This is a genomic window from Aeromonas rivuli (assembly GCF_020149575.1).
Taxonomy (GTDB): domain Bacteria; phylum Pseudomonadota; class Gammaproteobacteria; order Enterobacterales; family Aeromonadaceae; genus Aeromonas; species Aeromonas rivuli.
Genome location: NZ_CP079742.1, coordinates 2,970,229 through 2,995,794, shown reverse-complemented (window position 1 = coordinate 2,995,794; position 25,566 = coordinate 2,970,229). Strand labels below are relative to the sequence as shown.

The window sequence follows — 25,566 nt, the reverse complement described above, 5'->3', positions numbered from 1 at the left end:
GACCGCAACGTGCCCATAGTTAATGGGATCTGGTTGAGGTGGGGCAGTCTGCCCCCGGGTTTCTGCGGAGCCGGCCCCCATGGCTGATTCCGATCAGGAACGCAGTGAACAGGCGACCGGCAAGCGACTGCAACAGGCCCGTGAGAAGGGGCAGATCGCCCGGTCCAAGGAGTTGGGGACCGCCAGCGTGCTGTTGGCCGCCGTGTTCGGGCTGCTGATGATCAAGGGGCAGCTGGCCACCGCCATGATCAAGGTGATGACCATGGGATTCACCCTGGAGCGGGAGCAGGCATTCGATCCCAATGCCATGGGGGCCATGGTGCCGACCCTGCTCGGCGAGGTGCTGGCCCCGCTGGGGTTGCTGTTCGCCCTGGTGGCGCTGGCGGCCTTTGTCGGCAATACCCTGCTCGGTGGCCTCAACTTTTCTACCCAGGCCATGATGCCCAAGTGGAGCAAGCTCAGCCCGCTCGCCGGTCTCAAGCGCATGTTCGGGGTGCAATCCTGGGTGGAGCTTGTCAAGTCCATCGCCAAGGTGGTCTTCATCAGCCTGTTCGCCTGGTGGACCCTGTCGAGTCAGTTCAACCACCTGCTCAATCTCTCCCTTGAGGCCTTTCCGGGGGGCATCATCGATGCCCTAGAGCTGTTTCTGTGGATGTTGATCATCCTGTGCTGCGCCTTGCTGCCCATCGTTGCCATCGACATTCCCTTCCAGAGCTGGAACCATGCTCGTCAGCTCAAGATGACCAAGCAGGAGGTCAAGGACGAGTACAAGGATTCCGAGGGCAAGCCCGAGGTCAAGGGGCGGATCCGCCGTTTGCAGATGGAGATGGCTGCGCGGCGCATGATGGGAGATGTGCCCAAGGCGGACGTCATCATCACCAACCCGACCCACTACTCGGTGGCGCTGCAATATGATCAGAGCAAGCCGGGGGCAGCGCCCAAGGTGCTGGCCAAGGGGGTGGACGAGATAGCGCTAAAAATTCGCGAGATAGGCCGCGAGTACGAGATCCCCATACTGCCATCCCCAGGGCTGACCCGCGCCATCTACCACAGCGCCGAGATTGGCCAGGAGATCCCCGAAGGGCTGTTCGCCGCCGTGGCCCAGGTGCTGGCCTACGTCTATCAGCTCAAGAAATTCCGCCGTGGCCGGGGTCGCCGCCCTCAGCCTCTTGGCAAGGATCTGCCCATTCCCCCGGAATACCGCAAATAAGCAAATAACGCTGGGCACCCGAGGCCAAGGATCTGGCTATTTCTCCGCAATACCGCAAATAACGCTGGGCACCGGAGGCCAAGGATCTGGCCATTCCCTGCGTAATGCCGCAAATACCGCCGACGATGACAAACTTCTGACGCAGTAAAATTAAAATCATTTAAAATCAACGAATTGCTTTGTTGGCTCGATGTTTGCTTTAATCTGCCCATCTGGGGTTAAGAACTGAGAGTCGTCATGACAGTGCGGGCATCATTGGGCCGGTTGAAAGAGTACCGTGGACTGCTGGGCAAGGGGTTGGGTACACCGCTACTGGTGCTGGCCTCCCTCGGCATGGTGGTGCTGCCCATACCGCCGCTGATGCTGGACACCCTGTTCTCCTTCAACATCGCCCTCTCCATCGTGGTCTTGCTGGTGGCCGTCTACACCCGCCGTCCCCTCGAATTTGCCGCCTTCCCGACCGTGCTCTTGATAGCGACCCTGCTGCGTCTGGCGCTCAACGTCGCCTCGACCCGGGTGGTACTGCTCGAGGGCCACAATGGTGGCGCCGCCGCGGGTCATGTGATCGAAGCCTTCGGCAACGTGGTGATCGGCGGCAACTATGCGGTGGGCATCATCGTCTTCCTCATCCTGGTCATCATCAACTTCGTGGTGGTCACCAAGGGTGCGGGGCGGATCTCGGAAGTCAGCGCCCGCTTCACCCTCGATGCCATGCCCGGCAAGCAGATGGCGATAGATGCCGATCTCAATGCGGGTCTCATCAATCAGGAAGATGCGCGCAAGCGCCGCGCCGAGGTGACCCAGGAGGCTGACTTCTACGGCTCGATGGACGGTGCCTCCAAATTCGTCAAGGGGGATGCCATCGCGGGCATCATGATCCTCTTCATCAACATCATCGGCGGCTTCATCATCGGCATGATGCAGCACGATCTCAGCTTCGGCGAGGCGGCCGAGATCTATACCCTGCTTGCCATAGGTGACGGCCTGGTTGCCCAGATCCCCTCGCTGCTGCTCTCCATCGCCGCCGCCATCATAGTGACGCGCCAGAACACGGATCAGGACATGGGCACCGCCATGCTGAGCCAGTTGTTCGACAACCCCAAGGCCCTGGTCATCTCCGCCACTATTTTGCTGATGATGGGGCTGGTGCCGGGCATGCCGCACCTGGCCTTCCTCAGCCTCGGGGCCGCTGCGGCACTCGGTGCCTGGTGGTTGCTGCGCCGCGAGAAACAGAACAAGGCCAGGGTGGCGAGCGGTGAACTCTTGCCGGCCAATGGCGATGCACCGGTCGAGCAGAAAGACCTGAGCTGGGATGACGTCATGCCGGTGGACATCATCGGCCTCGAGGTCGGCTACCAGCTGATCCCCCTGGTGGACAAGAGCCAGGGGGGTGAGCTGCTCAACCGCATCAAGGGGGTGCGCAAGAAGCTCTCCCAGGAGCTCGGTTTTCTGGTGCCGGCGGTACACATCCGCGACAATCTGGATCTGGCGCCGAACCAATACCGCATCACCCTGATGGGGGTGAGCACGGGGGAGGCGAACGTCTATCACGACAAGGAGATGGCCATCAACCCGGGCCAGGTGTTTGGCCAGATCCAGGGTATCCCGACCCAGGATCCCGCCTTCGGGCTGGAGGCGGTCTGGGTCGCCAAGGATCAGGTCTCCCAGGCGCAGACCCTGGGTTATACGGTGGTGGATGCCGCGACGGTAGTGGCAACTCACATGAGCCAGATCCTCTCCAATCAGGCGGCGCTGCTGCTCGGTCACGATGAAGTGCAACAGCTGCTCGACATGATAGGAAGGCATCAGAGCAAGCTGGTGGAAGGGCTGGTTCCCGAGGTGATCAGCATGGGTAACCTGGTCAAGGTGTTGCAGAATCTCCTCAATGAAGGCGTGCCTATTCGCGACATGCGCACCATACTGCAGACCCTGGTGGAATATGGCCCCCGCAGCCCGGATCCCGAGGTGCTGACCGCGGCCTGCCGTATCGCCCTGCGCCGTTTGATCGTGCAGGAGATAGCGGGCCCGGATCCCGAGTTGCCTGTCATCACCTTGGCACCAGAGTTGGAACGCATATTGCATCAGTCTTTGCAGGCGGGTGGGGGCGAAGGAGCCGGTATCGAGCCGGGCCTGGCGGAGCGGATGCAACGCTCCCTGCTCGAGGCCACCCAGCGACAAGAATTGGAAGGTCAACCGGCGGTGCTTCTGACATCGGGGATTTTACGCAATACCCTGGCCAAGTTTGTCAAGAATGCCATTCCAGGATTGCGCGTCCTGTCCTATCAGGAAGTACCGGATGACAAGCAGATCCGTATTGTCAGCGCGGTAGGACAGAACTAGTTAACGGAGATGACGGGTGAAGATTAAGCGGTTTTTTGCCAAGGATATGCGCACGGCCCTGGCCGAAGTCAAAGAGACTCTCGGGCCGGACGCCGTCATCATGTCCAACAAAAAGGTCACCGGCGGCGTCGAGATCGTCGCCGCGATCGACTATCAGTCCCAGGTCGTTGTGCCCAGGGATGTGCCGGTTCGCCGTCAGTTAAACGAAGAGAGCGTCAATATTTCGTCTGCGGCGCGTCAGGCCGTGCGTCCGACCAGCCAGCTTTCCGGCGCGGGTCTGGCCCAGGAGCCGGCCAGGGGCGGGCAGAGCAGGAACGAGCAGTATGCCGATACCCTGGCCGCCCTGCTGGCGCGTCAACAGCAGCTGACTCCCAGCCAGAGCGGATTGGGCGGGGGACGCGCGGCCTCTCAGCCAGCGCAGGCGCCCCGAACCCTGGCCGAACAGAGCAACTGGGCAGCCCCGGAAGCGCCCAACCCCAAGCCGCGCCCCGCCGCCCAGCGTGCGCCGCAACCGGCTCAGCGCGATCAGGAGATGGAGGGCATGCGCCATGAGATGGCCTCCATTCGCAAGCTGCTCGAGCACCAGATCTCCGGTCTGATGTGGCAGGAGGTGGAGCGCCGCGAGCCGATGCGAGCCCTGCTCATCAAGGAGCTCAAGAAGATTGGTTTCGATGATGCGTTCGCCGATCAGTTGGCGGGCCTCATACCGGAAGATGTCTCTGTGCATCAGGCGTTGGCCCAGTTGGCCGAGGTGCTGACGGCGCAGCTCAAGGTGAGCGAGGACGATATCCTGCGTCAGGGTGGCGCCGTGGCGCTGCTCGGACCGACCGGGGTGGGCAAGACCACCACCATCGCCAAGCTGGCGGCCCGTTTTGCCATGAAGTATGGCGCCGAGCAGGTGGCCTTGATCACCACAGACAATTATCGGATAGGTGCCCACGAGCAGTTGCAGACCTATGGGCGTATCATGGGCTGCCCGGTACGCCAGGTGCGGGATGCCGAGGAGCTGTCGGCCGCCCTCTATCAGTTCCGCCACCGTCGGTTGGTGCTGATTGACACTGCCGGTATGGGGCAACGGGATATCAGGCTGACCGAACAACTCGATACCCTGGTCAAGAGTTCCAAGGTGCAGATCCGCAGTTATCTGGTGATGTCCGCGACCTCCCAGCGCCGGGTCATGCAAGAGGCCATGGATCACTTTCGCCGCATACCGCTCTCCGGCTGCATTCTTACCAAGCTGGATGAGAGCCTCAATCTGGGGGAAGTGATCAACGTGTGCATCCAGAATGCGCTGCCCATCAGCTATATCACCGATGGTCAGCGGGTTCCGGAAGATATTCAGATTGCCAACGCAGCCCAGCTCGTCGGCGCGGCCATGGGGTCGCTGGACCGAGGGAGTGAAGAGCCCTATTTCTGGGGTGCGGGGTTTGGTGAGGGCGAGGATTCAGAATCTTATGAGTAACATACCTATGGATCAGGCGAGTGGTCTGCGCAAAATGCGTACAAATAATCGAGTAAAAGTGATCGCTGTCTCCGGTGGTAAGGGGGGCGTCGGCAAGACCAACGTCACCCTGAACGTGGCCGGGGCCATGGCGGCGCAAGGCAAGCGGGTCATGGTGCTGGATGCCGACTTGGGGCTGGCCAACGTTGACGTCATGCTGGGCCTGCGGGTACACCGCAATCTCTCCCATGTGTTGGCGGGGGAGTGCACCCTGGACGACATCATCGTCGAGGGACCCTACGGCATGATGATAGTGCCGGCCACCTCGGGCACCCAGTCCATGGTCGAGCTCTCACCTGCCCAGCACGTGGGGCTGATCCGCGCCTTCAGCGAGATGAAGACCCAGGTCGACATCCTGCTGGTGGACACCGCCGCCGGTATCTCCGACATGGTGCTGAGCTTCACCCGCGCCGCGCAAGACATCATGGTGGTGGTGTGCGACGAGCCGACCTCCATCACGGATGCCTATGCCCTGATCAAGATCTTGTCCAAGGATCACGGGGTGTTCCGCTTCAAGGTGGTGGCGAACATGGTGCGCTCCCTGCGCGAAGGCCAGGAGCTCTATGCAAAATTGACCCGGGTGACCGATCGTTTCCTCGATACATCCCTGGAATTGGTCGCCTGTATTCCTTATGACACCAACTTGCGGGCCGCGGTGCGCAAGCAGAAGTTGATCATCGAAGCCTTCCCCAAGTCGCCGGCCGCGTTGGCGTTCCGTGCCCTGGGCAACAAGGCCGCCAGTTGGCCCATCCCGCATCAGCCCGGTGGTCACCTGGAGTTCTTCCTGGAAAATCTGCTGCAAAAAACGGCAATCACAGAGGAAGGTACTCGTGAATAAAGCCCAAGCGTACTTGCGTCATCAGGATTCCTATGTGCTGGTGGAGCGCCACGCTCCGTTGGTGAAACGGATCGCCCAGCATCTGTTGGCTCGTCTGCCGAGCAGTGTCTTGCTGGATGACCTGATCCAGGCAGGTATGATTGGGTTGCTCGAAGCCTCCCGCAACTTTGACGGTAGCAAGGGCGCCAGTTTCGAGACCTATGCCGGCATCCGTATTCGCGGATCCATGCTCGACGAGATCCGCCGTGGTGACTGGGTGCCCCGTTCGGTGCACCGCAACAGCCGCACCATCGCCGATGCCATCGAGAATGTGGAGCAGGCCCATGGCCGTGATGCGCGCGATACCGAGGTGGCCGCCTATATGGGGGTGGGCCTCGGGGAGTATCACACCATGTTGCAGGATGTCTCCTGCGGCAAGATCATCGGCATCGAGGATCTGGGGATCAGCGAGGATGTGATAGGCGGGCCCGATACGGGCAATAACCTGGGCTTTGACGAACTGGCGGCCGAGCGCTTCCAGAGCGCCCTGGCCGAGCACATAGGCCGCTTGCCGGAGCGTGAAGCCCTGGTGCTTTCCCTCTATTACGACGAAGAGTTGAACTTGCGCGAGATTGGCGAAGTATTGAACGTAAGTGAGTCTCGGGTGAGCCAGATCCACAGCCAGGCGATGCACAGATTGCGTGCCCGCCTGCGAGATTGGCACGCATAAGCGTGTCATGGCTACACTGGCCCCCGACTCTCAGGCATAATCCGCACCCTGAAACCTGCGCTATTGCATCATGTAAGTAAGCCGCCACGACGGCTCTCTAGGAGGAAAATTTGGACAAGAACATGAAAATCCTCATCGTCGACGACTTCTCGACGATGCGCCGGATTATCAAGAACTTGCTGCGCGATCTCGGCTTCAATAACACCCATGAAGCGGACGATGGCAATACGGCACTGCCCATGCTCAAGAATGGCGACTACCAGTTTGTGGTCACCGACTGGAACATGCCCGGCATGCAAGGCATCGACCTGCTCAGGGCCATTCGCCTCGACGACAAACTCAAGCACCTGCCGGTGTTGATGGTGACCGCCGAAGCCAAGCGCGAACAGATCATCGAAGCGGCCCAGGCCGGCGTCAACGGTTACATCGTCAAGCCGTTCACCGCCGCCACTCTCAAAGAGAAACTCGACAAGATCTTCGAGCGGATCGGCTAAGGGGCCCGCCATGACGGCCAAAACGAGTGCCATGATCTCCCTCGAGCAGGCGAGAATGCTGGTCACCCATCTGGAGCAGCAGGAGTTTGAGTCGGCTGACTCACTGCTCGCCGATGTCTGCGCCCCCAATGCGGCCATGCTGTTTGACAAGGTTGGCCAGCTGACTCGCCAACTGCACGATTCACTGCGCGATTTCCAACTCGACCCCAGACTGCCCTCCCTCGCCAATGAGGAGATCCCGGATGCGCGCGAGCGGCTCAGCTATGTCATCGACATGACCGACAAGGCCGCCAACCGCACCATGGATGCCGTCGAGGCCAGTCTGCCCATTGCCGATCGCCTCAATGACAATATCCAGTTGGTGCTGCCGAACTGGCAGGCGCTGATGTCCCGGGAGCTCAGCCTGGGCCAATTCAAGGCGTTGTGTCATCAACTGGATGATTTTATTAAGGCTTCGGAATCCGATGCCGATAAATTACGACAATTGCTGACAGATATCCTGATGGCTCAGGATTTCCAGGACCTGACCGGACAAATGATCCGGCGGGTGATCACCCTGGTGCAGGAAGTTGAAACCAAATTGATCGACATGCTGACCATGTTTGGCGACGCACCGACTGAGCCTGTCCCTCCCAGCCCCCCCGTGAGCGGGATAGAGGCGGAAGGGCCCATCATGAACCCTCATACCCGAAGTGACGTGGTGAACGGTCAGGATGATGTGGACGATCTGCTGTCCAGCCTCGGATTCTAGATGATCTGCCGGACGGTCTGCTGTCCTGCCTCGGATGCCGAATGAGACTTGGGCTATCCCCTGTCCTGTCTCGGGTGCCAGATGATGTGGACGATCTGTTGTTCAACCCCGGATTCTAATGGAGTGACGAATGGCCTTCGAAGTTGATGAAGACATACTGCAAGACTTTCTGGTCGAAGCATCCGAAATATTGGAGCAGTTGTCTGAACAACTGGTCGAACTCGAGAAGCGCCCAGACGACAAGAACCTGCTCAACGCCATCTTTCGCGGTTTTCATACCGTCAAGGGGGGCGCCGGCTTCCTGTCGCTGACCGAATTGGTCGATGTCTGCCATGGGGCCGAGAACCTGTTCGACATGCTGCGCAATGGCAAGCGGACCCTCAGTGCCGAGCTGATGGACGTGATCCTGCAGGCCCTCGACGCCATCAATGTCATGTTCGCTCAGGTGCAAAACCGTGAGCCGACCAGCGCCGCCGCCCCCGAGCTGCTGCACAATCTCCATGAGCTGTGCAAGCCGCAAGGGGAAGAGCGACTGCTGAATGCGGCCATGGCCCCGGCACCCGTTACCCTGCCCGAGCCTGCCCCTGACGCGGCCCCTGTCCTGGCCGGACAGGGTGGCGGTTCCATCGATGAGATCTCCGACGACGAGTTTGAGCGTCTGCTCGATGAGTTGCACGGGGCGGGTGCCTCACCGACGGCTCAGACTCCCCCCTCAGTGGCACCCTCCGCGGCCCCTTCCGCCAGCGGTGATATCACGGACGACGAATTCGAAGCCCTGCTCGATCAACTCCACGGTCATGGCCAGCATCTGGGCGCCCCGACCCCCAATCCGTTGCAATCGGTACAGAGCGAAGTGGATGCCCTGATCGATGACGACGAGTTCGAACGTCTGCTCGATGAGCTCCATGGCCGTGGTCAGGGCCCCGCCGTCACCATGAAATCGGCCGCGCCAGTGGCTGCCACACCCAGCACGCCAGTGGTGCCAGCAACTCCGCCAGCCCCCGTCGTGGCCAAGGCCGCGACTCCGCTCGCCCCTAACGCGGCAGTGGGCAACGGCGCCGCACCTGCACCCGTCACCGCAGCCCCCAAGGCCCCGGCCAAGCCTGCGGCTCCCGAGAGCAATGGGGTACAAAACGACAGCACGGTGCGGGTCGATACCAAGACCCTGGATGTCATCATGAACATGGTGGGCGAGCTGGTGCTGGTGCGTAACCGCCTGGTGAGCCTTGGCATCAACAGCAATGACGAAGAGATGTCCAAGGCGGTTGCCAACCTGGATGTGGTCACCGCGGATCTGCAAGGGGCGGTGATGAAGACCCGCATGCAGCCAATCAAGAAGGTGTTTGGCCGCTTCCCGCGGGTGGTGCGCGACTTGGCCCGCAGCCTGAAAAAAGAGATTGAACTCATCATGGTCGGGGAAGAGACCGACCTTGATAAAAACCTGGTGGAGGCCTTGGCCGACCCGCTGGTTCACCTGGTGCGCAACTCCTGTGACCATGGTGTCGAGATGCCGGACGTGCGGGAGCAGGCGGGTAAGCCCCGCCAGGGTACCATTACCCTGAGTGCCTCCCAGCAGGGGGACCATATCTTGCTCTGCATCGAAGATGATGGTGCTGGTATGGATCCCGAAAAGCTCAAGTCCATCGCCATCAGCCGTGGGGTGCTCGACGCCGACAGCGCGGCCCGCATGAGCGATACCGATGCGTACAACCTGATCTTCGCCCCCGGCTTCTCCACCAAGTCGGAGATCTCCGACATCTCGGGTCGTGGGGTCGGCATGGACGTGGTCAAGACCAGCATAGTGAGCCTGAACGGCTCGGTGCACATCGACTCTACCTTCGGCAAGGGTACCCGTCTCGAGATCAAGGTGCCGCTCACCCTGGCAATATTGCCGACCCTGATGGTCGAGGTGGGGGAGCAGACGTTTGCGTTGCCACTGGGCTGCGTCAACGAGATCTTCCACCTGGATCTGAAGAAGGCCAATGTGGTGGATGGCCAACTGACCATCATAGTGCGCGACAAGGCAATCCCGCTCTTCTATCTGCGCAAGTGGTTGATCCGTGGCGGCAATCGTCATGGCAACCAGGAGACGGGGCACGTGGTGATCGTGCAGATTGGTACCCAGCAGGTCGGCTTCGTGGTCGACAATCTCATCGGGCAGGAAGAGGTGGTGATCAAGCCGCTGGACACTCTGCTGCAAGGCACACCGGGCATGGCGGGTGCGACCATCACCAGCGATGGCGGCATTGCGCTTATTCTCGATGTTCCCAGTCTGCTCAAGGCCTATGCGCGTAGACAATAATCCTTCGGGTCCAAGGAGTTAGAAAAATAACAATGGCAGTCAAGGTATTAGTCGTCGACGACTCGAGCTTCTTTCGCCGCAGGGTCAGCGAGATCATCAATCAGGATCCTCAGCTGACCGTGATAGACACGGCCCAAAATGGCCGTGAGGCAGTGGACAAGGCCATCGCCCTGCGCCCCGATGTCATCACCATGGACATAGAGATGCCGGTGCTTGATGGCATCAGTGCGGTGCGTGAAATCATGGCCAAGTGCCCCACTCCCATACTGATGTTCTCCTCCCTGACCCATGAGGGGGCTCGCTCCACCCTGGACGCCCTGGATGCCGGGGCCCTGGATTTTCTGCCCAAAAAGTTTGAAGACATCGCCCGCGACAAGGATGAAGCGGTACGCCTGCTGCAACAGAGGGTCAAAGAGATCTCGCGCAAGCGCTTCATGATGTCGGCCCGCCCGCAACCGGTGGCGGCACCTGCGGCCAGACCGGCGCTGGGCACGTCCCCCCTGCGGGAGCGCCCAGGGTTGGCCGAGCGCGCGCTCGGTACTGAGCGCACCGCGCCCGCCGCCAGCTTCAAGCGCAGCGGCAAGAGTTATCAGCTGGTGGCCATCGGCACCTCGACGGGCGGCCCGGTCGCCTTGCAGAATGTGCTGACCAAACTGCCGCTGGATTTTCCCCATCCGATCCTGCTTATCCAGCACATGCCGGCCACCTTCACCGCCGCCTTTGCCGCTCGCCTCAATGGCCTGTGTCAGATAGGGGTGAAAGAGGCGCAGGATGGCGATGTGCTCAAGCCTGGTCATGCCTATCTGGCGCCGGGGGGCAAACAGATGCTGCTCGAGGGGCGTGGCACCGGTGCCCGGCTGCGCATCATAGAGGGCAATGACAAGGTCAATTACAAACCATGCGTCGACATCACCTTCGCCTCCGCTGCCAAGACGTATGGGGACAAGGTGCTGGCCATAGTGCTGACCGGCATGGGTGCCGATGGCCGGGATGGCGCGCGTCTGCTCAAGGAGCAGGGTTCCACCATCTGGGCTCAGGACGAGGCATCTTGCGTCGTCTACGGCATGCCGCAAGCGGTCGCCAAGGCGGGGATCGCTTCCGAATCCCTGCCCCTGGACAGGGTCGCCCAGCGCATCCTGGTCGAGCTGGGCCGCTAAATGGCGCTGCTTGGGTTAGTGCTGGCGCTGGCGGCCATTGCCATAGCCCAATGGTGGCACGGTGGTAGCCTGCTGACCCTGCTCGACGGCCCCGCTTTTCTGATCGTGGTGGGCGGCACCCTGGGCGCCGTCATACTGCAGACCCCGCGCCAGTATTTGCTGCAAGCCTTTGCCCAGCTTGGCTGGGTGCTGAACCCGCCAGCCTGGAACCTCGCCCAGCAGAGTGAACGACTCAAGCGCTGGGCCCTGTTTGCCCGCCAGCAGGGGTTGCTGGCCCTGGAAGAGGCGGCCGAGGGTGAAGAAGATCCTTTCACCCATCAGGGGCTCACCATGCTGGTGGACGGGGTATCGGTCGAACAGATGCGTCAGCTGCTCGAGGCCGACATCGATATCAGCCAGGAGCGCAATGAGCATGCGGCCCGGGTGTTTGAATCCATGGGCGGCTATAGCCCGACCATCGGCATCATTGGTGCCGTGCTGGGGCTTATCCAGGCCATGTTTCACCTGGAAGACCCGGCGGCGCTTGGCGCCGGTATTGCCGTGGCCTTCGTGGCGACTATCTATGGGGTCGGCTTTGCCAACCTCGTCTATTTGCCCCTGGCCAACCGGCTGCGTGCCTTCCACTACCACTACGGCCTCTATCAGGAGATGACCCTGGAGGGGCTGCTGGCCATCGCCCATGGCGAGAACGGCCTGCAGCTGGAGCGCCGGCTCAGGGTCTACCTCAAGGGGGAGTGAACATGCGCAAGCGCTATCGTCTTCACCTGCGGGGCCATGAGCAGCTGGATCGCTGGCTGGTCTCCTACGCCGATTACATGACCCTGATCTTCGCCCTGTTCGTGGTGCTCTATTCGGTGGCCATGGTCGACAAGGAGAAGTTTCGGGCGGTGATCGAAGGCGTGACCCAGGCCTTCGAGGCGCGCCCTCTGCACGGAGAGGGGTTGCTGGAGCGGGAGGGACCCGCCATCGTGCCCCCGGGCTCTGCGCCAGACAAGATAATATCCGACCCCTCGCAGGTGCAGGCAATTGCTCTGGCCCCCATCTCCGGGGTGCCCATGGCCCAGCAGGGGGAACCGCTTCCCACCCTGGATGCCGAGCTGCGCAAGGCGATGGCCCCCCTGCTCGAGGCCGGTCTGGTCGATATCCAGCAGGACAAGGAGTGGCTCAACATTGCCCTCGATTCGGCCCTGCTTTTTTCGAGCGGCAGCGCCTTTATGGGCCCGAATGCATCGCCACTGCTCAATAGCCTCTCAAGTATTCTCAAACCGGTCGATAACTATGTGAGGATTCGGGGCTATACCGATAACCAGCAGATCCACAATGAGATTTTTAGCTCCAACTGGGCGCTCTCTGCGGCCAGGGCCGAGGCGGTGCTCACCACCCTCATCGGTCAGGGCATTGCGCCACAGCGACTCGCGTTCGAGGCCTACGGGGAGTTCTCACCCTTCGCCAGCAATGAGACCGAAGGGGGCAGGGCGAAGAATCGTCAGGTCGTGGTCGCCATCTCTCACCTGCGCTGGGTAGCACCGGCAGCGCCGACAGCACCGACAGTTCAGGTGGCCCAGGTCGAGCAAACTGCTCCCAAGGCCGATGCACAAGCCATTAGAGTCATTGCCTTACCGGGCGGCGGCATACGAATTACCACGAGACAGGATTAACACTGTGATTGTCTGGGCGGTTGCCAATCAAAAGGGTGGGGTAGGTAAAACCACCACAGTCGTCTCACTGGCCGGGATCCTCGCCCAGAAGGGGCAGCGGGTGCTATTGATCGATACCGATCCCCATGCCTCTCTGACCTCCTATTTCGGCTACGACTCCGACCGGCTCGATGGCACGCTTTATGAGCTGTTCCAGGCGGTCAAACCCAGCAGCGAGCTGGTCAACAAGGTGACCCTCAAGACGCGGTTTGACAACATCAGCCTGCTGCCGGCCTCCATCACCCTGGCGACCCTGGACAGGGTCATGGGCAACCGGGAAGGGATGGGGTTGGTGCTCAAACGGGCGCTGCTGCGCATTCAGGACAGTTATGACTATGTGTTGATCGACTGCCCTCCCGTGCTCGGGGTCATGATGGTCAACGCCCTGGCGGCCTGCGATCGCATTCTGGTGCCGGTGCAGACCGAGTTTCTGGCCTTGAAGGGGCTGGAGCGGATGATGAAGACCTTCGAGATCATGCAGCGTTCCAAGCGAGACAAGTTCCGCTTTACCGTGATCCCGACCATGTTCGACAAGCGCACCCGCGCCTCCCTGCTGACCTTGCAGTCGATCAAGGCGCAGTATGGCGAGGCGGTGTGGAATGCGGTGATCCCCATCGACACCAAGTTCAGGGATGCCAGCCTGGAGCACATGCCGCCCTCGATTTTTGCCCCCGCCAGCCGGGGCAGCTATGCCTATCAAACGTTATTGACGCACCTGGATGCCCTAGAGCGCAAACGGGTGCAGGAGGTGGTGGTATGAGCGAGGTCACCCAGACCCGGGCGATGGATGACTACTTCCATTCGCTGCTAATTGATGACCTCCTGCTGGAGGAGGAGCCCGAGCCCGAGCTGGCCCCCCAGTCCCGGGTGGCAGCCCAGGCCTATCGCGCCCCCTATGTGGAGGTGGAGGATGAACGTCTGGCTCAGCTGAGCTCCCTGCTGGCCCAGGTGAGCAAGGTGCAGGTCGAGATGGAGACCCTCAGCCAGGAGACTGCGGTTGAACCCTTCGCCCTGGCGAGCCAGGTTGAGGCCTTGCCCGAGGCTGAGGTGCTGCCGGTCGCCACCGAGGCGCTGCTGGTCGAAGCGCAACCTCAGTACGCGCCTGCCCCTGTCGCCTTGCCGGTAGAGGCTGTGCAGATCGAGACGGCCACCGAGCTGGCCGAGATCCAGCCATCAGAGGCCGAGCCCTGGCAGAATATCGAGATGGGCAACGAGTTTCAGGCGCTCTTCTTCGAGGTGGCCGGCGTGACCTTCGCCGTGCCCCTGATGGAGCTGGGAGGCATTCATCAGCTGGGAGATGTGAGCGCGTTGTTCGGCCAACCGAAATGGTACCGTGGCATCATGACCCAGCGTGAGCAACAGATGAGTGTGGTCGATACCGCGCTCTGGGTGATGCCGGAGAAGGAGCTCGAGGTCGCTGATTACCACTATTTGATCATGCTGGGTGAGTCCAATTGGGGACTTGCTTGCCACCACTTGAGGGGGACCGAGCTGCTGCGTCGGGATCAGGTCAAGTGGCGCCATCAGGAGGGCAAACGCCCCTGGCTCGCCGGCATGGTCAAAGAGAAAATGTGCGCCCTGCTGCACGTCAGGGAGTTGCTGGTTCTGCTGGCGCGGGGCGTCAATATTACCGGGCACTGATCGCTACCCGGCTTTGGCCGGAACGAGATGTTTTCATACAAGGAACAAGACATGACACAAAAGCGCAATATTGCCCAGAATCTGGCGGAAGACGAAGTGCTGCAATGGGTCACCTTCCAGCTCGAAAACGAGACTTATGGCATCAATGTGATGCAGGTGCAGGAGGTGTTGCGCTACACCGAGATTGCCCCTGTGCCCGGTGCCCCTGACTACGTGCTCGGCATCATCAACCTGCGTGGCAACGTGGTCACCGTCATCGACACCCGCTCCCGTTTCGGTCTGCCCGGTGGTGAAGTGAGCGAGAATTCCCGCATCGTCATCATAGAGGCGGAGAAGCAGGTGATCGGCATCATGGTCGACAGCGTGGCCGAGGTGGTTTACCTTCGTTCCTCCGAGATAGACGCGGCACCTGCCGTGGGAACCGAGGAGAGCGCCAAGTTCATTCAGGGGGTCAGCAATCGCGATGGCCAACTGCTGATCCTGGTCGATCTCAACAAGTTGCTGTCAGACGAAGAGTGGGACGATATCGGCTCCCTCTAAGGCTGCGGCCAATGGATGATGCCGGTTGTCGCCGCTCCTTGGGCGTTGGCCCGGCGTGAGCAGATGAGGAAGATGAATTGATACTTGAAGCGATTGCCTTGGGGTTGTCCCTGCTGGCGTTGGCTGTTGCCCTGGCCGGATGGCGCCAGGCTCGGCGCGCCGGGCAGGAGTCCGAGGCGAAGGCGACGGCCCTGCAAGGCCAGCTCGAGAGCCTGCGCAAGCAGATGATGGAGCTGCACACCGGTGCCATCGGCATGGGCCAGCGCCTGCAAGGGGTTGAGGCCCAGGCCCAGCAGCTGGGCGATCGCCAGCAGGAGCTGACCCTGCAGGATCCGGATCGCAGGCTCTACAGCCGCGCCGCCAAGATGGTGGAGCTGGGTGCCGACCTGGACGAGGTGATGAACGAGTGTGAGTTGCCCAAGGCCGAAGCCGAGTTGTTGATCTCGCTGCGCAAGGGTCGCTCATGACCCACGGGAAGGCTGCGGCCTTCCCGTTGTCTTATCTTGCCTGCCCTGAGGCAGAGGCTCGCCACTCCGACTCCAGATCCCCGTGAGCGAGTTGCCCTCCTGGCGTAACCCCGGCCTGCGACGCAGGCGTCGGCGGGATCTCCCCCACAAAACCGGTGCCCGGTTTCTATCTTTGAAAAGACCCATTCCAATACTGTGTTAAGATGCAGGCCGCTACTTTTCATCTGAACCCGTCCCCATGCTGCTTGACGTTCACAATCTGAGCTGCGTGCGTGAAGATCGCACCCTGTTTGAGCATCTCTCCTTCTCCGTCTCCCCCGGCGATCTGCTCCAGATCGAGGGCCCCAACGGGGTGGGCAAGACCAGCTTGCTGCGCCTGATCACCGGGCTCTCCCAGCCCTTTGCCGGTGAGGTGCGCTGGCAGGGTGAAAACATCTGTCACTGCCGCGATGAATATCATGCCAACCTGCTGTATCTCGGCCATCAGCCGGGCGTCAAGGGGGGGCTGACTCCCCTCGAGAATCTCAGCTTCTATCAAAAACTGCATCAAGGCAGTGCCGCAAAGGTCGATCCCTGGCAGATCCTGGCCCAGGTTGGCCTGGCCGGTTTTGAGGATTATCCCAGTGCCCAGCTCTCGGCGGGGCAGCAGCGGCGTGTCGCCCTGGCCCGGCTCTGGCTCTGCGACAAGCCCGCATTGTGGGTGCTTGACGAACCCTTTACGGCCATCGACAAGCAGGGGGTCAAGGTGCTGGAACAGCTGATGCTGCGCCATGGGGAGCGGGGTGGCATGGTGATCCTCACCACCCATCAGGAGATGAGCCTGATGCAGGGCCGACTCAAGACGCTTTCCCTCGCACCAGGCCCCTTGGAGGTTCCATGCTGAGCGCCGTGCTGACCCTGATCCATCGTGAGCTGCTGATGGCCTTTCGCCAGCGGGCCGATATTCTCAACCCGCTCTGGTTCTTCCTCATCGTCATCACCCTGTTCCCGCTGGGCATAGGCCCCGAGCCCCAGCTGTTGGCCCGCATCGCCCCCGGTATCATCTGGGTGGCGGCGCTGCTGGCGGCCATGCTCTCCCTTGAGCGGCTGTTTCGGGATGATTTTGCCGATGGCGCCCTGGAGCAGATGATGTTGATGCCCCATCCCCTCGGGTTGTTGGCCCTGGCCAAGGTGACGGCGCATTGGTTGCTGACCGGTTTGCCGCTGCTGCTCATCTCGCCGCTCATTGCGGTGCTGCTCTCCCTGGACATCCATACCTGGCTCGCCATGGCGGCGACCCTGGCCCTTGGCACCCCCATTCTCAGCCTGCTAGGCGCCGTCGGGGTGGCACTGACCGTGGCCCTGCGCAAGGGCGGCGTGCTGCTCAGCCTGCTTATTCTGCCGCTCTATATCCCGGTGCTGATCTTCGCCACCTCGGCCATAGAGGCGGCTGGCTTGGGTCTGCCCTACAGCGGCCAGCTTGCCATGCTGGGGGCCATGCTGGTAGGTGCCCTGATCATGACGCCGTTCGCGGTCTCGGCGTCCCTGAGGGTGAGTGTGAACTGACGGATTTCATTGAATAATTACTCCGCTGCTGACTTCGTTCACTCTGGGTTAGCATTAGCTGGGCATACTGCGCCCGCTCGCTTGGTTCGCCGTTGTCATTTGTTGGCAAATAGGTTGCGATGGATCAAGGAGAGCGCCGCTTATTTCTTTCGGGGTATTTGCACGCCGGAGGCAGTGAGTAAGGTAGGCGGCGCCAACGATATTAATAACAGAAAGGTTTTGTGAGCTATGTGGAAATGGTTGCATCCCTATGCCAAACCGGAGCAAGCCTATCGGCTGGCCGGTCGGTTATTGCCCTGGTTTGCGGTGATCAGTCTGCTCGCCTTCATCATAGGCACCGTCTGGGGGCTGGCCTTCGCCCCCGCCGACTATCAGCAGGGTGACTCCTTCCGGATCATCTATCTCCACGTGCCCGCCGCCATCCTCTCCATGGGGGCTTACTCCACCATGGCCATCGCCGCCTTCATCGGCATGGTGTGGCAACTGCGCATGGCCGACATGACGGTGGCCGCCATCGCCCCGGTAGGCGCCGTGTTCACCTTTATCGCCCTCTTTACCGGCGCCGCCTGGGGCAAGCCGATGTGGGGGGCCTGGTGGGTATGGGATGCCCGTCTCACCTCGGAACTTATTCTCTTGTTCCTCTATCTCGGGGTCATCGCCCTCTACAACGCCTTCAGCGACAAGGTGGTGGCCGGTCGCGCCGCCGGTATCCTGGCCCTGGTCGGCGTCATCAATCTGCCCATCATTCACTACTCGGTGGAGTGGTGGAACACCCTGCATCAGGGGGCCAGCATCACCAAGTTTGCCAAGCCCTCCATTGCCCCCAGCATGCTGTGGCCGCTGCTGGTGATGATAGTGGCCTTCGCCACCTTCCTCGGCGCCCTTACCCTGATGCGTTTTCGCAATGAGCTGATCATGCGCGAGTGGCACAGACCCTGGGTCAAGGCCCTGGCCGAGCAGGAGAGATAACATGCACTTCTCGTCTTTGGGCGATTTTCTGGCCATGGGAGGGTACGGCTTTTATGTGTGGCTGTCGTTTGGTCTCTCCTGGCTCTGTCTGGTCGGTATCATAGTGAGCACCCGCCTCAAACGCCGCAGCCTGCTTCGCGATCTGCGCAACAAGCAGGCCCGCGAGTCGCGCCGCCTGGCGGCCCAACAGATGGAGAACACCCTGTGATCCCTCTCGTTCCCTCATCCGGCACTCTCTCGATGGAGACTCTGTTATGAACCCGCGCCGCAAGAAGCGTCTGACCATCATATTGGCCATCAGCACAGGGGTTGCCGCCGTGATTGGCCTGGTGCTCTATGCCCTCAGTCAGAATATCGATCTCTTCTACACCCCGGGTGAGCTGGTGCTGGGCAAGGGCCCGGACAAGATCAAGCCCGAGGAGGGCCAACGCCTTCGCATCGGCGGCATGGTGGTGCCGGGTTCGGTCAAGCGTGACAGTCATAGCCTGCTGGTTAATTTCGATCTGATCGATGCCAGCGGCGAGCGGGTCACTGTCACCTATGACGGCATACTGCCGGATCTGTTTCGAGAGGGGCAGGGCATAGTGGCTCAGGGCAACCTCAAGGATGCCCGCACCGTGACCGCCTTCGAGGTGCTCGCCAAGCACGATGAGAACTATATGCCGCCGGAAGTGGCCGACGCCCTCAAGGGGATGAAGCACTACAAACCGGATTACACAGAGGCGCAGCTTCAGGGGGGCAAGCCATGATGGGCTGCCTGAGTGATCTCTCGCCCCTTGCCGCCCGCTCTTCGATTCTGAAAGGATGCCAACTATGATCCCGGAACCTGGTCGTTTTACCTTAACCACTGGCCTGATGACTGACTGCGCTGCGATGAAAGGATGCCCATTATGATCCCGGAACTTGGTCAGTTCGCCCTGATCCTGGCTTTTGCCACCTCCTTGCTGCTCGGCAGCTACCCGCTGCTCGGCGCCAAGTGGGGGCGGATTGGCATGATGCAAGCCGCCCGCCCGCTGGCCTATGCCCAGTTCCTGCTGCTGTTGCTGTCGTTCCTCTGCCTGACCTGGGCCTTTATCGACAACGACTTCACGGTGCAATATGTGGCGACCAACTCCAACAGCCTGTTGCCGCTGCAGTACCGGATATCGGCGGTGTGGGGCGCCCATGAGGGCTCCTTGCTGCTCTGGGTGCTGACCCTGGGAGGCTGGACGGCGGCCGTGGCCCTGTTCAGCCGTAGCCTGCCGCTCGATGCGGTGGCGCGGGTGCTGGGGGTGCTGGGCCTGATCGCCGTCGGCTTCACCGCCTTCGTGCTGTTCACCTCGGATCCTTTCACCCGCACCCTGCCGTTCTTCCCGGTGGATGGCCGCGATCTCAACCCCCTGTTGCAAGATCCGGGTCTCATCTTCCATCCTCCCATGCTCTACATGGGCTATGTGGGCTTCTCGGTGGCCTTTGCCTTTGCCATCGCCTCCCTGATGACCGGGCGTCTGGACGCCACCTGGGCGCGCTGGTCCCGTCCCTGGACCATGGCTGCCTGGGTCTTCCTGACGCTCGGTATCGTGTTGGGCTCCTGGTGGGCCTATTACGAACTCGGCTGGGGTGGCTGGTGGTTCTGGGATCCGGTGGAAAATGCCTCCTTCATGCCCTGGCTGGCGGGCACTGCCCTGCTGCATTCGCTCGCGGTCAGCGAGAAGCGCGCCACCTTCAAGGCCTGGACAGTGCTGCTGGCGCTGTCGGCCTTCTCTTTGAGTCTGCTCGGTACCTTCCTGGTGCGCTCCGGCGTGCTGGTCTCGGTGCATGCGTTCGCCTCGGATCCGACCCGCGGCCTCTTCATTCTCGGCTTCCTGCTGGCGGTGATCGGCAGCTCCCTGCTGCTGTTTGCCTTCAAGGGCTCCCAGGTGAAGAGCCATGGCAAGCATGAGTTCTGGAGTCGCGAGACCCTGCTGCTTGGCAACAACATACTGCTGATGGCAGGATTGCTGACCGTGCTGCTCGGTACCCTGCTGCCCCTGGTGCACAAGGAGCTGGGCCTGGGGAGCATCTCCATCGGTACTCCCTTCTTCAACCATATCTACAGCTGGCTCATCATCCCCTTCGCCGCCCTGCTGGGGGTCGGCCCGCTGTTCCGCTGGCGCCGCCAGGCGGTGGGCGAGCTCAAGGGCAAGGTGATCCTCGCCCTGGCATTGAGCCTGGCTGCCGCCCTGCTGCTGCCCTGGTTCTTTGCCGAGGAGTTCAAACCCTGGGCGGCCCTTGGCATAGGTCTTGGCGCCTGGATCATCATCACCAGCATCCAGGAGACCTGGGTGCGTGCCACCCACAAGCACAGCTTCGGTGTCGGCGTTCGCCGGCTTGGCAACAGCCACTGGGCCATGATCTTCGGTCATGTGGGGCTGGCGGTCAGCATCATCGGCATCGCCTGTACCCAGAACTACAGCATCGAGAAGGACTTGCGGATGCAGGCCGGCGACAGGGTGCATTTCGCCGACTACGAATTTGTCTTCACCGGCATCAAGGAGAAGAACGGCCCCAACTACGAAGGCTTCAAGGGAGTGCTTGAGGTGCATCGTGACGGCAAGCAGGTCGCCCTGCTCAAGCCGGAGAAGCGCAACTACATCGTCAGCCGCATGCCGATGACGGAAGCCGCCATCGATGCCGGCTTCACCCGGGATCTCTATGCGGCGCTGGGCGAGCCGCTCGATAATGGCGCCTGGGCCGTGCGCATCTATTACAAGCCGTTCGTGCGCTGGATCTGGTTCGGTGGCGTCTTCATGGCCATCGGTGGCGTGCTCGCCATGCTGGACAAGCGTTATCGCTTTGGCCGTCGTGAAGAGGAGGCCAAACCATGAGCAAGAAGACCTGGTTGTTTCTGCTGCCCTTCATCATCTTCCTGCTGGGGGCTGTGTTCCTGTTCAAGGGGCTCTATTCCGACCCGCGCAAGCTGGAATCCGTGATGGTCGGCAAGGAGGTGCCCGTCTTTACCCTGCAAGACTTGCACGATCTCAACAAACAGCATGACAGCAGCCTGTTCAAGGGACGGCCCATGCTGCTCAACGTCTGGGCGACCTGGTGCCCGACCTGCTACGCCGAGCACACCTACCTCAAGGAGCTGGCGGGGCAGGGGGTGACCATAGTCGGCATGAACTACAAGGACGAGCGTGACAAGGCCCTCAAGTGGCTGGATGAGCTGGGCGATCCCTATCAGGTCAGCCTCTACGATCCCGACGGCATGCTGGGTCTGGATCTCGGCGTCTATGGCGCGCCCGAGACCTTCTTCATCGACTCCCAGGGCATCATCCGTTATCGCCACGTGGGGGACGTCAACGCCCAGGTGTGGGAATCCACCCTCAAGCCCATCTATGAGGCGATGAAATGATGCGCCGCTCTCTCTCTGCCCTCTTGCTGACCCTGGCATTGAGCGCTTCCTGGTCGGCATTGGCTGCCATCGACGTCTACAGCTTTGACTCCGATGCCCAGGAGCAGACCTTTCGTGAGCTGACCCGCGAACTGCGCTGTCCCAAGTGTCAGAACCAGGACATTGCCGACTCCAATGCCGGCCTTGCCAAGGACTTGCGTGACAAGACCTACCAGATGGTGCATCAGGGCAAGGAGAAGCAGGAGATCATCGATTACATGGTGGCGCGCTATGGCAACTTCATTCTCTACGACCCGCCGATGATGGCCTCCACCCTGATCCTCTGGCTGGGGCCATTCGGGGTGATAGTGATAGGTTTCTGTGTCGTGGTGGCCCGTGCCCGCAAGCGGCCAAGGAGTGAGCCTGCACTCCAGCCGGGATTGAACGATGAGGAGAGTCGCCGTCTTGCTGCCCTGCTCAAAGAGGAAGAGAAACAATGATCGCATTCTGGATTGTCATCGTCGCCTTGCTGGCGCTGGTGAGCCTGACCCTGGCTCTGCCGTTGCTGCGTGGTGAGAGCCGTCAAACCATCAGTCGCTCGGCGCTCAACAAGCAGCTCTATCGCCAACGGGTCGTGGAGATAGGGGAGGAGCGTGATCAGGGCATCCTGGCCGAGGAGCAGGAGTCTCTGGTGGAGCTACAACGTAGCCTGCTGGATGATATTCCTGATGTCGAACAGACCGCCAGTGCTGGTCGCAGCCTGGTCTGGATCCCGGGGGTGCTGGTCTTGGTGGTGGTGAGCCTGGCGCTCTATGCCAAGCTGGGCGCCTGGCAAGAGGTGATGCATTGGCAGTCGGTCAATGCGCGCCTGCCTGAACTCAGCAACAAGATTTTGGTTGAGCGTGATAGCGATGTGACCGAGCAGGATCTGCAGGAGTTCATGCTGGGACTGCGTACCCGCTTGGCCGAGGAGCCGGGTGATTACCGTGGCTGGCTGCTGCTCGGCCGTCTGGCGCTGGATGGCAACGATCCGGACACGGCGCTCGGCTCCCTCGAGCGGGCCTACCAGATGGCGCCGGAAAAACGCCTGGTGACGGTACCCTATGCCCAGGCGCTGATGATGAACGGTGATGAGGTGAAAGCCGACGCGCTGCTTCAGCAGGCCATCGCCAGGGATCCCCAGGATCTGGAGGCGCGCTCCACCTATGCCTTCATGGCGCTGCAAAAAGAGGACTTCAAGACGGCCCTCAGCCGTTGGCAGGCGATGTTGCCATTGATGGAGAAGGGGTCGAGCCGCTACCAGATGATAGAGCGCTCCATCGAGTACGCGGAGCAGCAACTGGCCAAGAGTGGTGGCCAGTTTGCTCCGAGTGTGGCCAGTGGCGACCCGCAAGGGGACGTTAGCCTGGCGGTGAAGGCGGGTGAGTTCCCCATTCACATCACCCTGGCGCCAGGTATTCAGATGCCAGATGATCCTCACCTCTTCGTGTTTGCCGTGGTCCCCAATGGCCCGCCAATGCCGATCGCGGTCAAGCGGATCCGGGATCCCAAGTTGCCCGTCACCCTCTCTCTCGGTGATGGGGACGCGATGATCGAGGGCAGCAAGCTTGAAGTGAACCCCGAGCTGCAATTCAAGGCGAGGCTCTCTGCCGGTGGCAACGTCATGAACAAGGAGGGGGCCTTCGAAGGGGTATCGACAACGGTATCAACAGCGACAATTCCGACAGTGCCGATTGACATCCGTATCGATCGCGCCCTCTAATAGTCATCTTTACTCGGCCCCTCTGGGGCCGAGCCGCTTATAATAATCAAACAGTTCAAGTGACTTTCTCAAGGTAAATCAGTATGCAAGTGCGTTTAGGTGCATGGGGACTGGCATTGCTACTCGGTGGTTGTGCTGGCGGCCCACCCAAACCGGGACCCGCGAGTCTGGATGTCGGGCTCAGTAATCACAATGCCCCCGAGGCGGTCAGTACCGCCAGCGATCCCCAGGATCCCTTCCAGGGGGTGAACCGCGCCATGTGGGCGGTCAACTTCGATGTGCTCGAACCCTATGTCGCCCGCCCCGTCATTCACAGCTATGCCGATTATGTGCCGGACAGCGTCAAGGAGGGGGTAGACAACTTCGTCAACAACTTCGACGAGCCGAGCAGCATGGTCAACCACCTGATCAGCGGCGATCTGCCTGGTGCCGGCAACAATCTGGGTCGATTCACCCTCAATACCACCCTGGGTCTGTTCGGCATCTTCGACGTGGCCAAGCATATGGGGCTGGAGCGCAACATGCTGGAGATGAGCACCCTCATCGGCCGTGCCGACATTGGCGAAGGAGGTTACTTGATGTTCCCCGTGTATGGGCCAACCACCACCCGGGATCTGATTGGCGACACCATAGATACCCTCTACTTCCCCTATGCGCTGCTGACCTTCCCGATGAAGGTGGTGCACTGGGCGCTGGATGGGGTCGGTACCCGATCCAAGCTTGTCGATCAGGAGCGGGTGGTCGATAACTCCCTCGACCCCTATGCCTTCACCAAGGGTCTCTACCTGCAGTACGATCAGAGCAAGATAGAGGGGCGCAATGTGCCGTTCGGCGATGGGGCCAGACCCCAGACCGGCCGTCAGGACGAGGGTAATCTGGATGAGTATCTGGACGAGATAGACCAGTAACAGATACACATCCGCATGACATGAGAGAGGCGCCCATGGGCGCCTCTCTCATTTTGATCGCTTGGCCAGCGCGGATAAAAAAACACCCCGCAGTGCGGGGTGTTTTGGCAAGACGCGGCGGATTAGGCAGCCAGATTCTTGGCCACGAATTCCCAGTTGACCAGGGTCCAGAAGGTTTCCATGTACTTGGGACGCATGTTGCGGAAATCGATGTAGTAGGCGTGCTCCCACAGGTCGACGGTCAGCAGCGGCGTGGTACCGGCTTCGGTCAGCGGGCAACCGGCGTTGGAGGTGTTGACGATGGCCAGGGTGCCGTCGGCTTTTTTCACCAACCAGGTCCAGCTAGAACCGAAGTTGCCGATGGCAGACTTGGTGAAGGCATCCTTGAACTCGGCGAAGGAGCCGAATTGCTTGGTGATGGCATCGGCCAGGGCGCCAGTCGGCTCATTGCCGCCATTCGGGGAGAGGCAGTGCCAGTAGAAGGTGTGGTTCCAGATCTGGGCGGCGTTGTTGAAGATGCCGCCGGTGGAGGTCTTGATGATCTCTTCCAGGGACTTGCCTTCAAACTCGGTACCCGGCACCAGGTTGTTCAAGTTGACCACATAGGTGTTGTGGTGCTTGCCGTGGTGATATTCCAGGGTTTCCTGGGAGATGTGCGGTTCCAGAGCATTGATTGCGTAGGGCAGAGCGGGAAGTTCGAAAGCCATTTTCTACTCTCCATTGGCTGGCCGTGCGAAAGCGACGGTTGCAAGACATTGCATAGGCTTTTCTTGGGCGAAAAGCATTATTTTACGTGACTGGGCGAACGTCCTGAGGTTGCCGGACGGGCGCCCAATGGGCCGAATGATTGTAACAGCATCAAAGATGGGCTCACAACTCTTGATTCTCGCCATGACTGGGATCAAGTTGCCGCGTATTGAGTCGGGTGTAAATGACGCGTTTTCGGTTTGCCGGTTTGTGGTCGGCTGACTTTGCAGTAGAATGATCGGCGAAATCGCTCTAGTGAGGCACCTATGGAAACTATTGAAAAGATTAAACAGCAGCTGGCCGAGAACCCCATCATTCTCTACATGAAGGGATCCCCCAAGCTTCCGAGCTGCGGTTTCTCTGCCCAGGCCTCCCAGGCCATGATGTCTTGTGGCGAACCCTTCGCTTATGTGGACATCTTGCAGAACCCGGACATCCGCGCCGAGCTGCCCAAGTTTGCCAACTGGCCGACCTTCCCCCAGCTGTGGGTCGATGGTGAGCTGGTCGGTGGCTGCGACATCATGATTGAGATGTTCCAGGCAGGGGAACTGCAGACCCTGGTCAAAGAGACCGCCGCCAAGTACAAGTCGGAAGACGCCGCAGAATAAGCGCTGTTACCGGTTGCGAAATACAAAG

Annotated in this window: 27 protein-coding genes; 26 read left to right on the top strand and 1 reads right to left on the bottom strand. The window is 60.8% G+C overall.

The annotated features are described in order from the left end of the window. Nucleotides 1–79: 79 nt before the first annotated feature. The 25 genes from flhB to KYK33_RS13660 all read left to right on the top strand — a co-directional run bounded on the left by flhB (nucleotide 80) and on the right by KYK33_RS13660 (nucleotide 24,183). Nucleotides 80–1,210, top strand: a complete 1,131-nt coding sequence (flhB, locus tag KYK33_RS13780; protein WP_042040547.1) for a flagellar biosynthesis protein FlhB — start codon at nucleotides 80–82, stop codon at nucleotides 1,208–1,210. 237 nt (nucleotides 1,211–1,447) lie between these two features. Next, the gene (gene flhA, locus KYK33_RS13775) at nucleotides 1,448–3,550 is read left to right on the top strand and encodes a flagellar biosynthesis protein FlhA (protein ID WP_224430898.1); all 2,103 of its coding nucleotides are present in this window, start codon (nucleotides 1,448–1,450) and stop codon (nucleotides 3,548–3,550) included. A 16-nt stretch (nucleotides 3,551–3,566) separates the two neighbouring features. After that, nucleotides 3,567–5,012, top strand: a complete 1,446-nt coding sequence (flhF, locus tag KYK33_RS13770) for a flagellar biosynthesis protein FlhF (RefSeq protein ID WP_224430897.1) — start codon at nucleotides 3,567–3,569, stop codon at nucleotides 5,010–5,012. Continuing rightward, on the top strand, nucleotides 5,005–5,889 hold the full coding sequence (locus KYK33_RS13765; RefSeq protein WP_042040543.1) for a MinD/ParA family protein: 885 nt from the start codon (nucleotides 5,005–5,007) through the stop codon (nucleotides 5,887–5,889). Before flhF ends, KYK33_RS13765 begins: the two co-directional genes overlap by 8 nt. Beyond that, nucleotides 5,882–6,598, top strand: a complete 717-nt coding sequence (locus KYK33_RS13760) for an RNA polymerase sigma factor FliA (protein WP_042040542.1) — start codon at nucleotides 5,882–5,884, stop codon at nucleotides 6,596–6,598. The genes KYK33_RS13765 and KYK33_RS13760 overlap by 8 nt, the downstream gene beginning before the upstream one ends. A gap of 122 nt (nucleotides 6,599–6,720) precedes the next feature. Further along, nucleotides 6,721–7,092 carry a chemotaxis response regulator CheY gene (cheY, locus tag KYK33_RS13755; RefSeq protein ID WP_436469337.1) on the top strand — a complete coding sequence of 124 codons (372 nt, stop codon included), beginning with the start codon at nucleotides 6,721–6,723 and terminating at the stop codon, nucleotides 7,090–7,092. A gap of 10 nt (nucleotides 7,093–7,102) precedes the next feature. Then, nucleotides 7,103–7,843: a protein phosphatase CheZ gene (locus KYK33_RS13750; RefSeq protein ID WP_224430896.1), complete on the top strand. Its 741-nt coding sequence runs from the start codon at nucleotides 7,103–7,105 to the stop codon at nucleotides 7,841–7,843. 130 nt (nucleotides 7,844–7,973) lie between these two features. Continuing rightward, a complete protein-coding gene (locus KYK33_RS13745; protein WP_224430895.1) occupies nucleotides 7,974–10,145 on the top strand; it encodes a chemotaxis protein CheA in 2,172 nt (723 codons plus the stop codon). A 32-nt stretch (nucleotides 10,146–10,177) separates the two neighbouring features. Then, complete coding sequence (locus KYK33_RS13740) at nucleotides 10,178–11,302, top strand: protein-glutamate methylesterase/protein-glutamine glutaminase (protein WP_224430894.1); 1,125 nt, start codon at nucleotides 10,178–10,180, stop codon at nucleotides 11,300–11,302. After that, entirely contained in the window at nucleotides 11,303–12,040 is a 738-nt protein-coding gene (locus KYK33_RS13735; protein WP_224430893.1) for a flagellar motor protein, read from the top strand. It abuts the gene before it with no gap. A gap of 2 nt (nucleotides 12,041–12,042) precedes the next feature. Next, entirely contained in the window at nucleotides 12,043–12,960 is a 918-nt protein-coding gene (locus KYK33_RS13730; RefSeq protein ID WP_224430892.1) for a flagellar motor protein MotB, read from the top strand. Between the two features lie 4 nt (nucleotides 12,961–12,964). Next, nucleotides 12,965–13,759 carry a ParA family protein gene (locus KYK33_RS13725; protein WP_042043829.1) on the top strand — a complete coding sequence of 265 codons (795 nt, stop codon included), beginning with the start codon at nucleotides 12,965–12,967 and terminating at the stop codon, nucleotides 13,757–13,759. Continuing rightward, nucleotides 13,756–14,640, top strand: a complete 885-nt coding sequence (locus KYK33_RS13720) for a chemotaxis protein CheW (protein WP_224430891.1) — start codon at nucleotides 13,756–13,758, stop codon at nucleotides 14,638–14,640. The genes KYK33_RS13725 and KYK33_RS13720 overlap by 4 nt, the downstream gene beginning before the upstream one ends. A gap of 51 nt (nucleotides 14,641–14,691) precedes the next feature. Next, on the top strand, nucleotides 14,692–15,180 hold the full coding sequence (locus KYK33_RS13715) for a chemotaxis protein CheW (protein WP_005907442.1): 489 nt from the start codon (nucleotides 14,692–14,694) through the stop codon (nucleotides 15,178–15,180). 80 nt (nucleotides 15,181–15,260) lie between these two features. Further along, complete coding sequence (locus KYK33_RS13710) at nucleotides 15,261–15,647, top strand: DUF2802 domain-containing protein (RefSeq protein WP_224433020.1); 387 nt, start codon at nucleotides 15,261–15,263, stop codon at nucleotides 15,645–15,647. Between the two features lie 238 nt (nucleotides 15,648–15,885). Continuing rightward, nucleotides 15,886–16,530 (top strand): cytochrome c biogenesis heme-transporting ATPase CcmA, encoded by a 645-nt coding sequence (gene ccmA / locus KYK33_RS13705; RefSeq protein ID WP_224430890.1) that lies wholly within the window; start codon nucleotides 15,886–15,888, stop codon nucleotides 16,528–16,530. Continuing rightward, nucleotides 16,524–17,192: a heme exporter protein CcmB gene (gene ccmB, locus KYK33_RS13700; RefSeq protein WP_042041237.1), complete on the top strand. Its 669-nt coding sequence runs from the start codon at nucleotides 16,524–16,526 to the stop codon at nucleotides 17,190–17,192. The genes ccmA and ccmB overlap by 7 nt, the downstream gene beginning before the upstream one ends. Before the next feature lie 228 nt (nucleotides 17,193–17,420). Beyond that, on the top strand, nucleotides 17,421–18,161 hold the full coding sequence (locus KYK33_RS13695) for a heme ABC transporter permease (RefSeq protein WP_042041238.1): 741 nt from the start codon (nucleotides 17,421–17,423) through the stop codon (nucleotides 18,159–18,161). 1 nt (nucleotide 18,162) lies between these two features. Then, nucleotides 18,163–18,369 carry a heme exporter protein CcmD gene (gene ccmD / locus KYK33_RS13690; protein ID WP_042041240.1) on the top strand — a complete coding sequence of 69 codons (207 nt, stop codon included), beginning with the start codon at nucleotides 18,163–18,165 and terminating at the stop codon, nucleotides 18,367–18,369. 46 nt (nucleotides 18,370–18,415) lie between these two features. Beyond that, on the top strand, nucleotides 18,416–18,910 hold the full coding sequence (gene ccmE / locus KYK33_RS13685) for a cytochrome c maturation protein CcmE (protein ID WP_042041241.1): 495 nt from the start codon (nucleotides 18,416–18,418) through the stop codon (nucleotides 18,908–18,910). A 141-nt stretch (nucleotides 18,911–19,051) separates the two neighbouring features. Continuing rightward, on the top strand, nucleotides 19,052–21,007 hold the full coding sequence (locus KYK33_RS13680; protein WP_224430889.1) for a heme lyase CcmF/NrfE family subunit: 1,956 nt from the start codon (nucleotides 19,052–19,054) through the stop codon (nucleotides 21,005–21,007). Continuing rightward, nucleotides 21,004–21,534 (top strand): DsbE family thiol:disulfide interchange protein, encoded by a 531-nt coding sequence (locus KYK33_RS13675; RefSeq protein WP_042039487.1) that lies wholly within the window; start codon nucleotides 21,004–21,006, stop codon nucleotides 21,532–21,534. The genes KYK33_RS13680 and KYK33_RS13675 overlap by 4 nt, the downstream gene beginning before the upstream one ends. Beyond that, nucleotides 21,534–22,013 carry a cytochrome c-type biogenesis protein gene (locus tag KYK33_RS13670; protein WP_224433019.1) on the top strand — a complete coding sequence of 160 codons (480 nt, stop codon included), beginning with the start codon at nucleotides 21,534–21,536 and terminating at the stop codon, nucleotides 22,011–22,013. Before KYK33_RS13675 ends, KYK33_RS13670 begins: the two co-directional genes overlap by 1 nt. Next, a complete protein-coding gene (gene ccmI, locus KYK33_RS13665) occupies nucleotides 22,010–23,275 on the top strand; it encodes a c-type cytochrome biogenesis protein CcmI (protein WP_224430888.1) in 1,266 nt (421 codons plus the stop codon). Before KYK33_RS13670 ends, ccmI begins: the two co-directional genes overlap by 4 nt. A gap of 83 nt (nucleotides 23,276–23,358) precedes the next feature. Next, nucleotides 23,359–24,183 carry an MlaA family lipoprotein gene (locus KYK33_RS13660; RefSeq protein ID WP_224430887.1) on the top strand — a complete coding sequence of 275 codons (825 nt, stop codon included), beginning with the start codon at nucleotides 23,359–23,361 and terminating at the stop codon, nucleotides 24,181–24,183. Nucleotides 24,184–24,305: 122 nt separating this feature from the next. On the opposite strand, the gene sodB is transcribed toward KYK33_RS13660, so the two are convergent. Then, a complete protein-coding gene (gene sodB / locus KYK33_RS13655; protein WP_042039491.1) occupies nucleotides 24,306–24,890 on the bottom strand; it encodes a superoxide dismutase [Fe] in 585 nt (194 codons plus the stop codon). Between the two features lie 306 nt (nucleotides 24,891–25,196). Between sodB and KYK33_RS13650 the strand changes: the two genes are divergently transcribed. Beyond that, nucleotides 25,197–25,538, top strand: coding sequence for a Grx4 family monothiol glutaredoxin (locus KYK33_RS13650; RefSeq protein ID WP_042039492.1), 342 nt, complete (start codon nucleotides 25,197–25,199; stop codon nucleotides 25,536–25,538). Nucleotides 25,539–25,566: the final 28 nt, after the last annotated feature.

What these genes read in the sequence shown, in the direction of transcription:
- KYK33_RS13680 (WP_224430889.1), top strand. Translation starts at nt 19,052, where the DNA reads ATGATCCCGGAACTTGGTCAGTTCGCCCTGATCCTGGCTTTTGCCACC.
- cheY (WP_436469337.1), top strand. Translation starts at nt 6,721, where the DNA reads ATGAAAATCCTCATCGTCGACGACTTCTCGACGATGCGCCGGATTATC.
- ccmA (WP_224430890.1), top strand. Translation starts at nt 15,886, where the DNA reads ATGCTGCTTGACGTTCACAATCTGAGCTGCGTGCGTGAAGATCGCACC.
- flhA (WP_224430898.1), top strand. Translation starts at nt 1,448, where the DNA reads ATGACAGTGCGGGCATCATTGGGCCGGTTGAAAGAGTACCGTGGACTG.
- KYK33_RS13720 (WP_224430891.1), top strand. Translation starts at nt 13,756, where the DNA reads ATGAGCGAGGTCACCCAGACCCGGGCGATGGATGACTACTTCCATTCG.
- ccmB (WP_042041237.1), top strand. Translation starts at nt 16,524, where the DNA reads ATGCTGAGCGCCGTGCTGACCCTGATCCATCGTGAGCTGCTGATGGCC.
- KYK33_RS13745 (WP_224430895.1), top strand. Translation starts at nt 7,974, where the DNA reads ATGGCCTTCGAAGTTGATGAAGACATACTGCAAGACTTTCTGGTCGAA.
- sodB (WP_042039491.1), bottom strand. Translation starts at nt 24,890, where the DNA reads ATGGCTTTCGAACTTCCCGCTCTGCCCTACGCAATCAATGCTCTGGAA.
- KYK33_RS13735 (WP_224430893.1), top strand. Translation starts at nt 11,303, where the DNA reads ATGGCGCTGCTTGGGTTAGTGCTGGCGCTGGCGGCCATTGCCATAGCC.
- ccmE (WP_042041241.1), top strand. Translation starts at nt 18,416, where the DNA reads ATGAACCCGCGCCGCAAGAAGCGTCTGACCATCATATTGGCCATCAGC.
- KYK33_RS13765 (WP_042040543.1), top strand. Translation starts at nt 5,005, where the DNA reads ATGAGTAACATACCTATGGATCAGGCGAGTGGTCTGCGCAAAATGCGT.
- KYK33_RS13660 (WP_224430887.1), top strand. Translation starts at nt 23,359, where the DNA reads ATGCAAGTGCGTTTAGGTGCATGGGGACTGGCATTGCTACTCGGTGGT.
- KYK33_RS13670 (WP_224433019.1), top strand. Translation starts at nt 21,534, where the DNA reads ATGCGCCGCTCTCTCTCTGCCCTCTTGCTGACCCTGGCATTGAGCGCT.
- ccmD (WP_042041240.1), top strand. Translation starts at nt 18,163, where the DNA reads ATGCACTTCTCGTCTTTGGGCGATTTTCTGGCCATGGGAGGGTACGGC.
- flhB (WP_042040547.1), top strand. Translation starts at nt 80, where the DNA reads ATGGCTGATTCCGATCAGGAACGCAGTGAACAGGCGACCGGCAAGCGA.
- KYK33_RS13715 (WP_005907442.1), top strand. Translation starts at nt 14,692, where the DNA reads ATGACACAAAAGCGCAATATTGCCCAGAATCTGGCGGAAGACGAAGTG.
- KYK33_RS13675 (WP_042039487.1), top strand. Translation starts at nt 21,004, where the DNA reads ATGAGCAAGAAGACCTGGTTGTTTCTGCTGCCCTTCATCATCTTCCTG.
- KYK33_RS13650 (WP_042039492.1), top strand. Translation starts at nt 25,197, where the DNA reads ATGGAAACTATTGAAAAGATTAAACAGCAGCTGGCCGAGAACCCCATC.
- KYK33_RS13730 (WP_224430892.1), top strand. Translation starts at nt 12,043, where the DNA reads ATGCGCAAGCGCTATCGTCTTCACCTGCGGGGCCATGAGCAGCTGGAT.
- KYK33_RS13750 (WP_224430896.1), top strand. Translation starts at nt 7,103, where the DNA reads ATGACGGCCAAAACGAGTGCCATGATCTCCCTCGAGCAGGCGAGAATG.
- KYK33_RS13740 (WP_224430894.1), top strand. Translation starts at nt 10,178, where the DNA reads ATGGCAGTCAAGGTATTAGTCGTCGACGACTCGAGCTTCTTTCGCCGC.
- ccmI (WP_224430888.1), top strand. Translation starts at nt 22,010, where the DNA reads ATGATCGCATTCTGGATTGTCATCGTCGCCTTGCTGGCGCTGGTGAGC.
- KYK33_RS13695 (WP_042041238.1), top strand. Translation starts at nt 17,421, where the DNA reads ATGTGGAAATGGTTGCATCCCTATGCCAAACCGGAGCAAGCCTATCGG.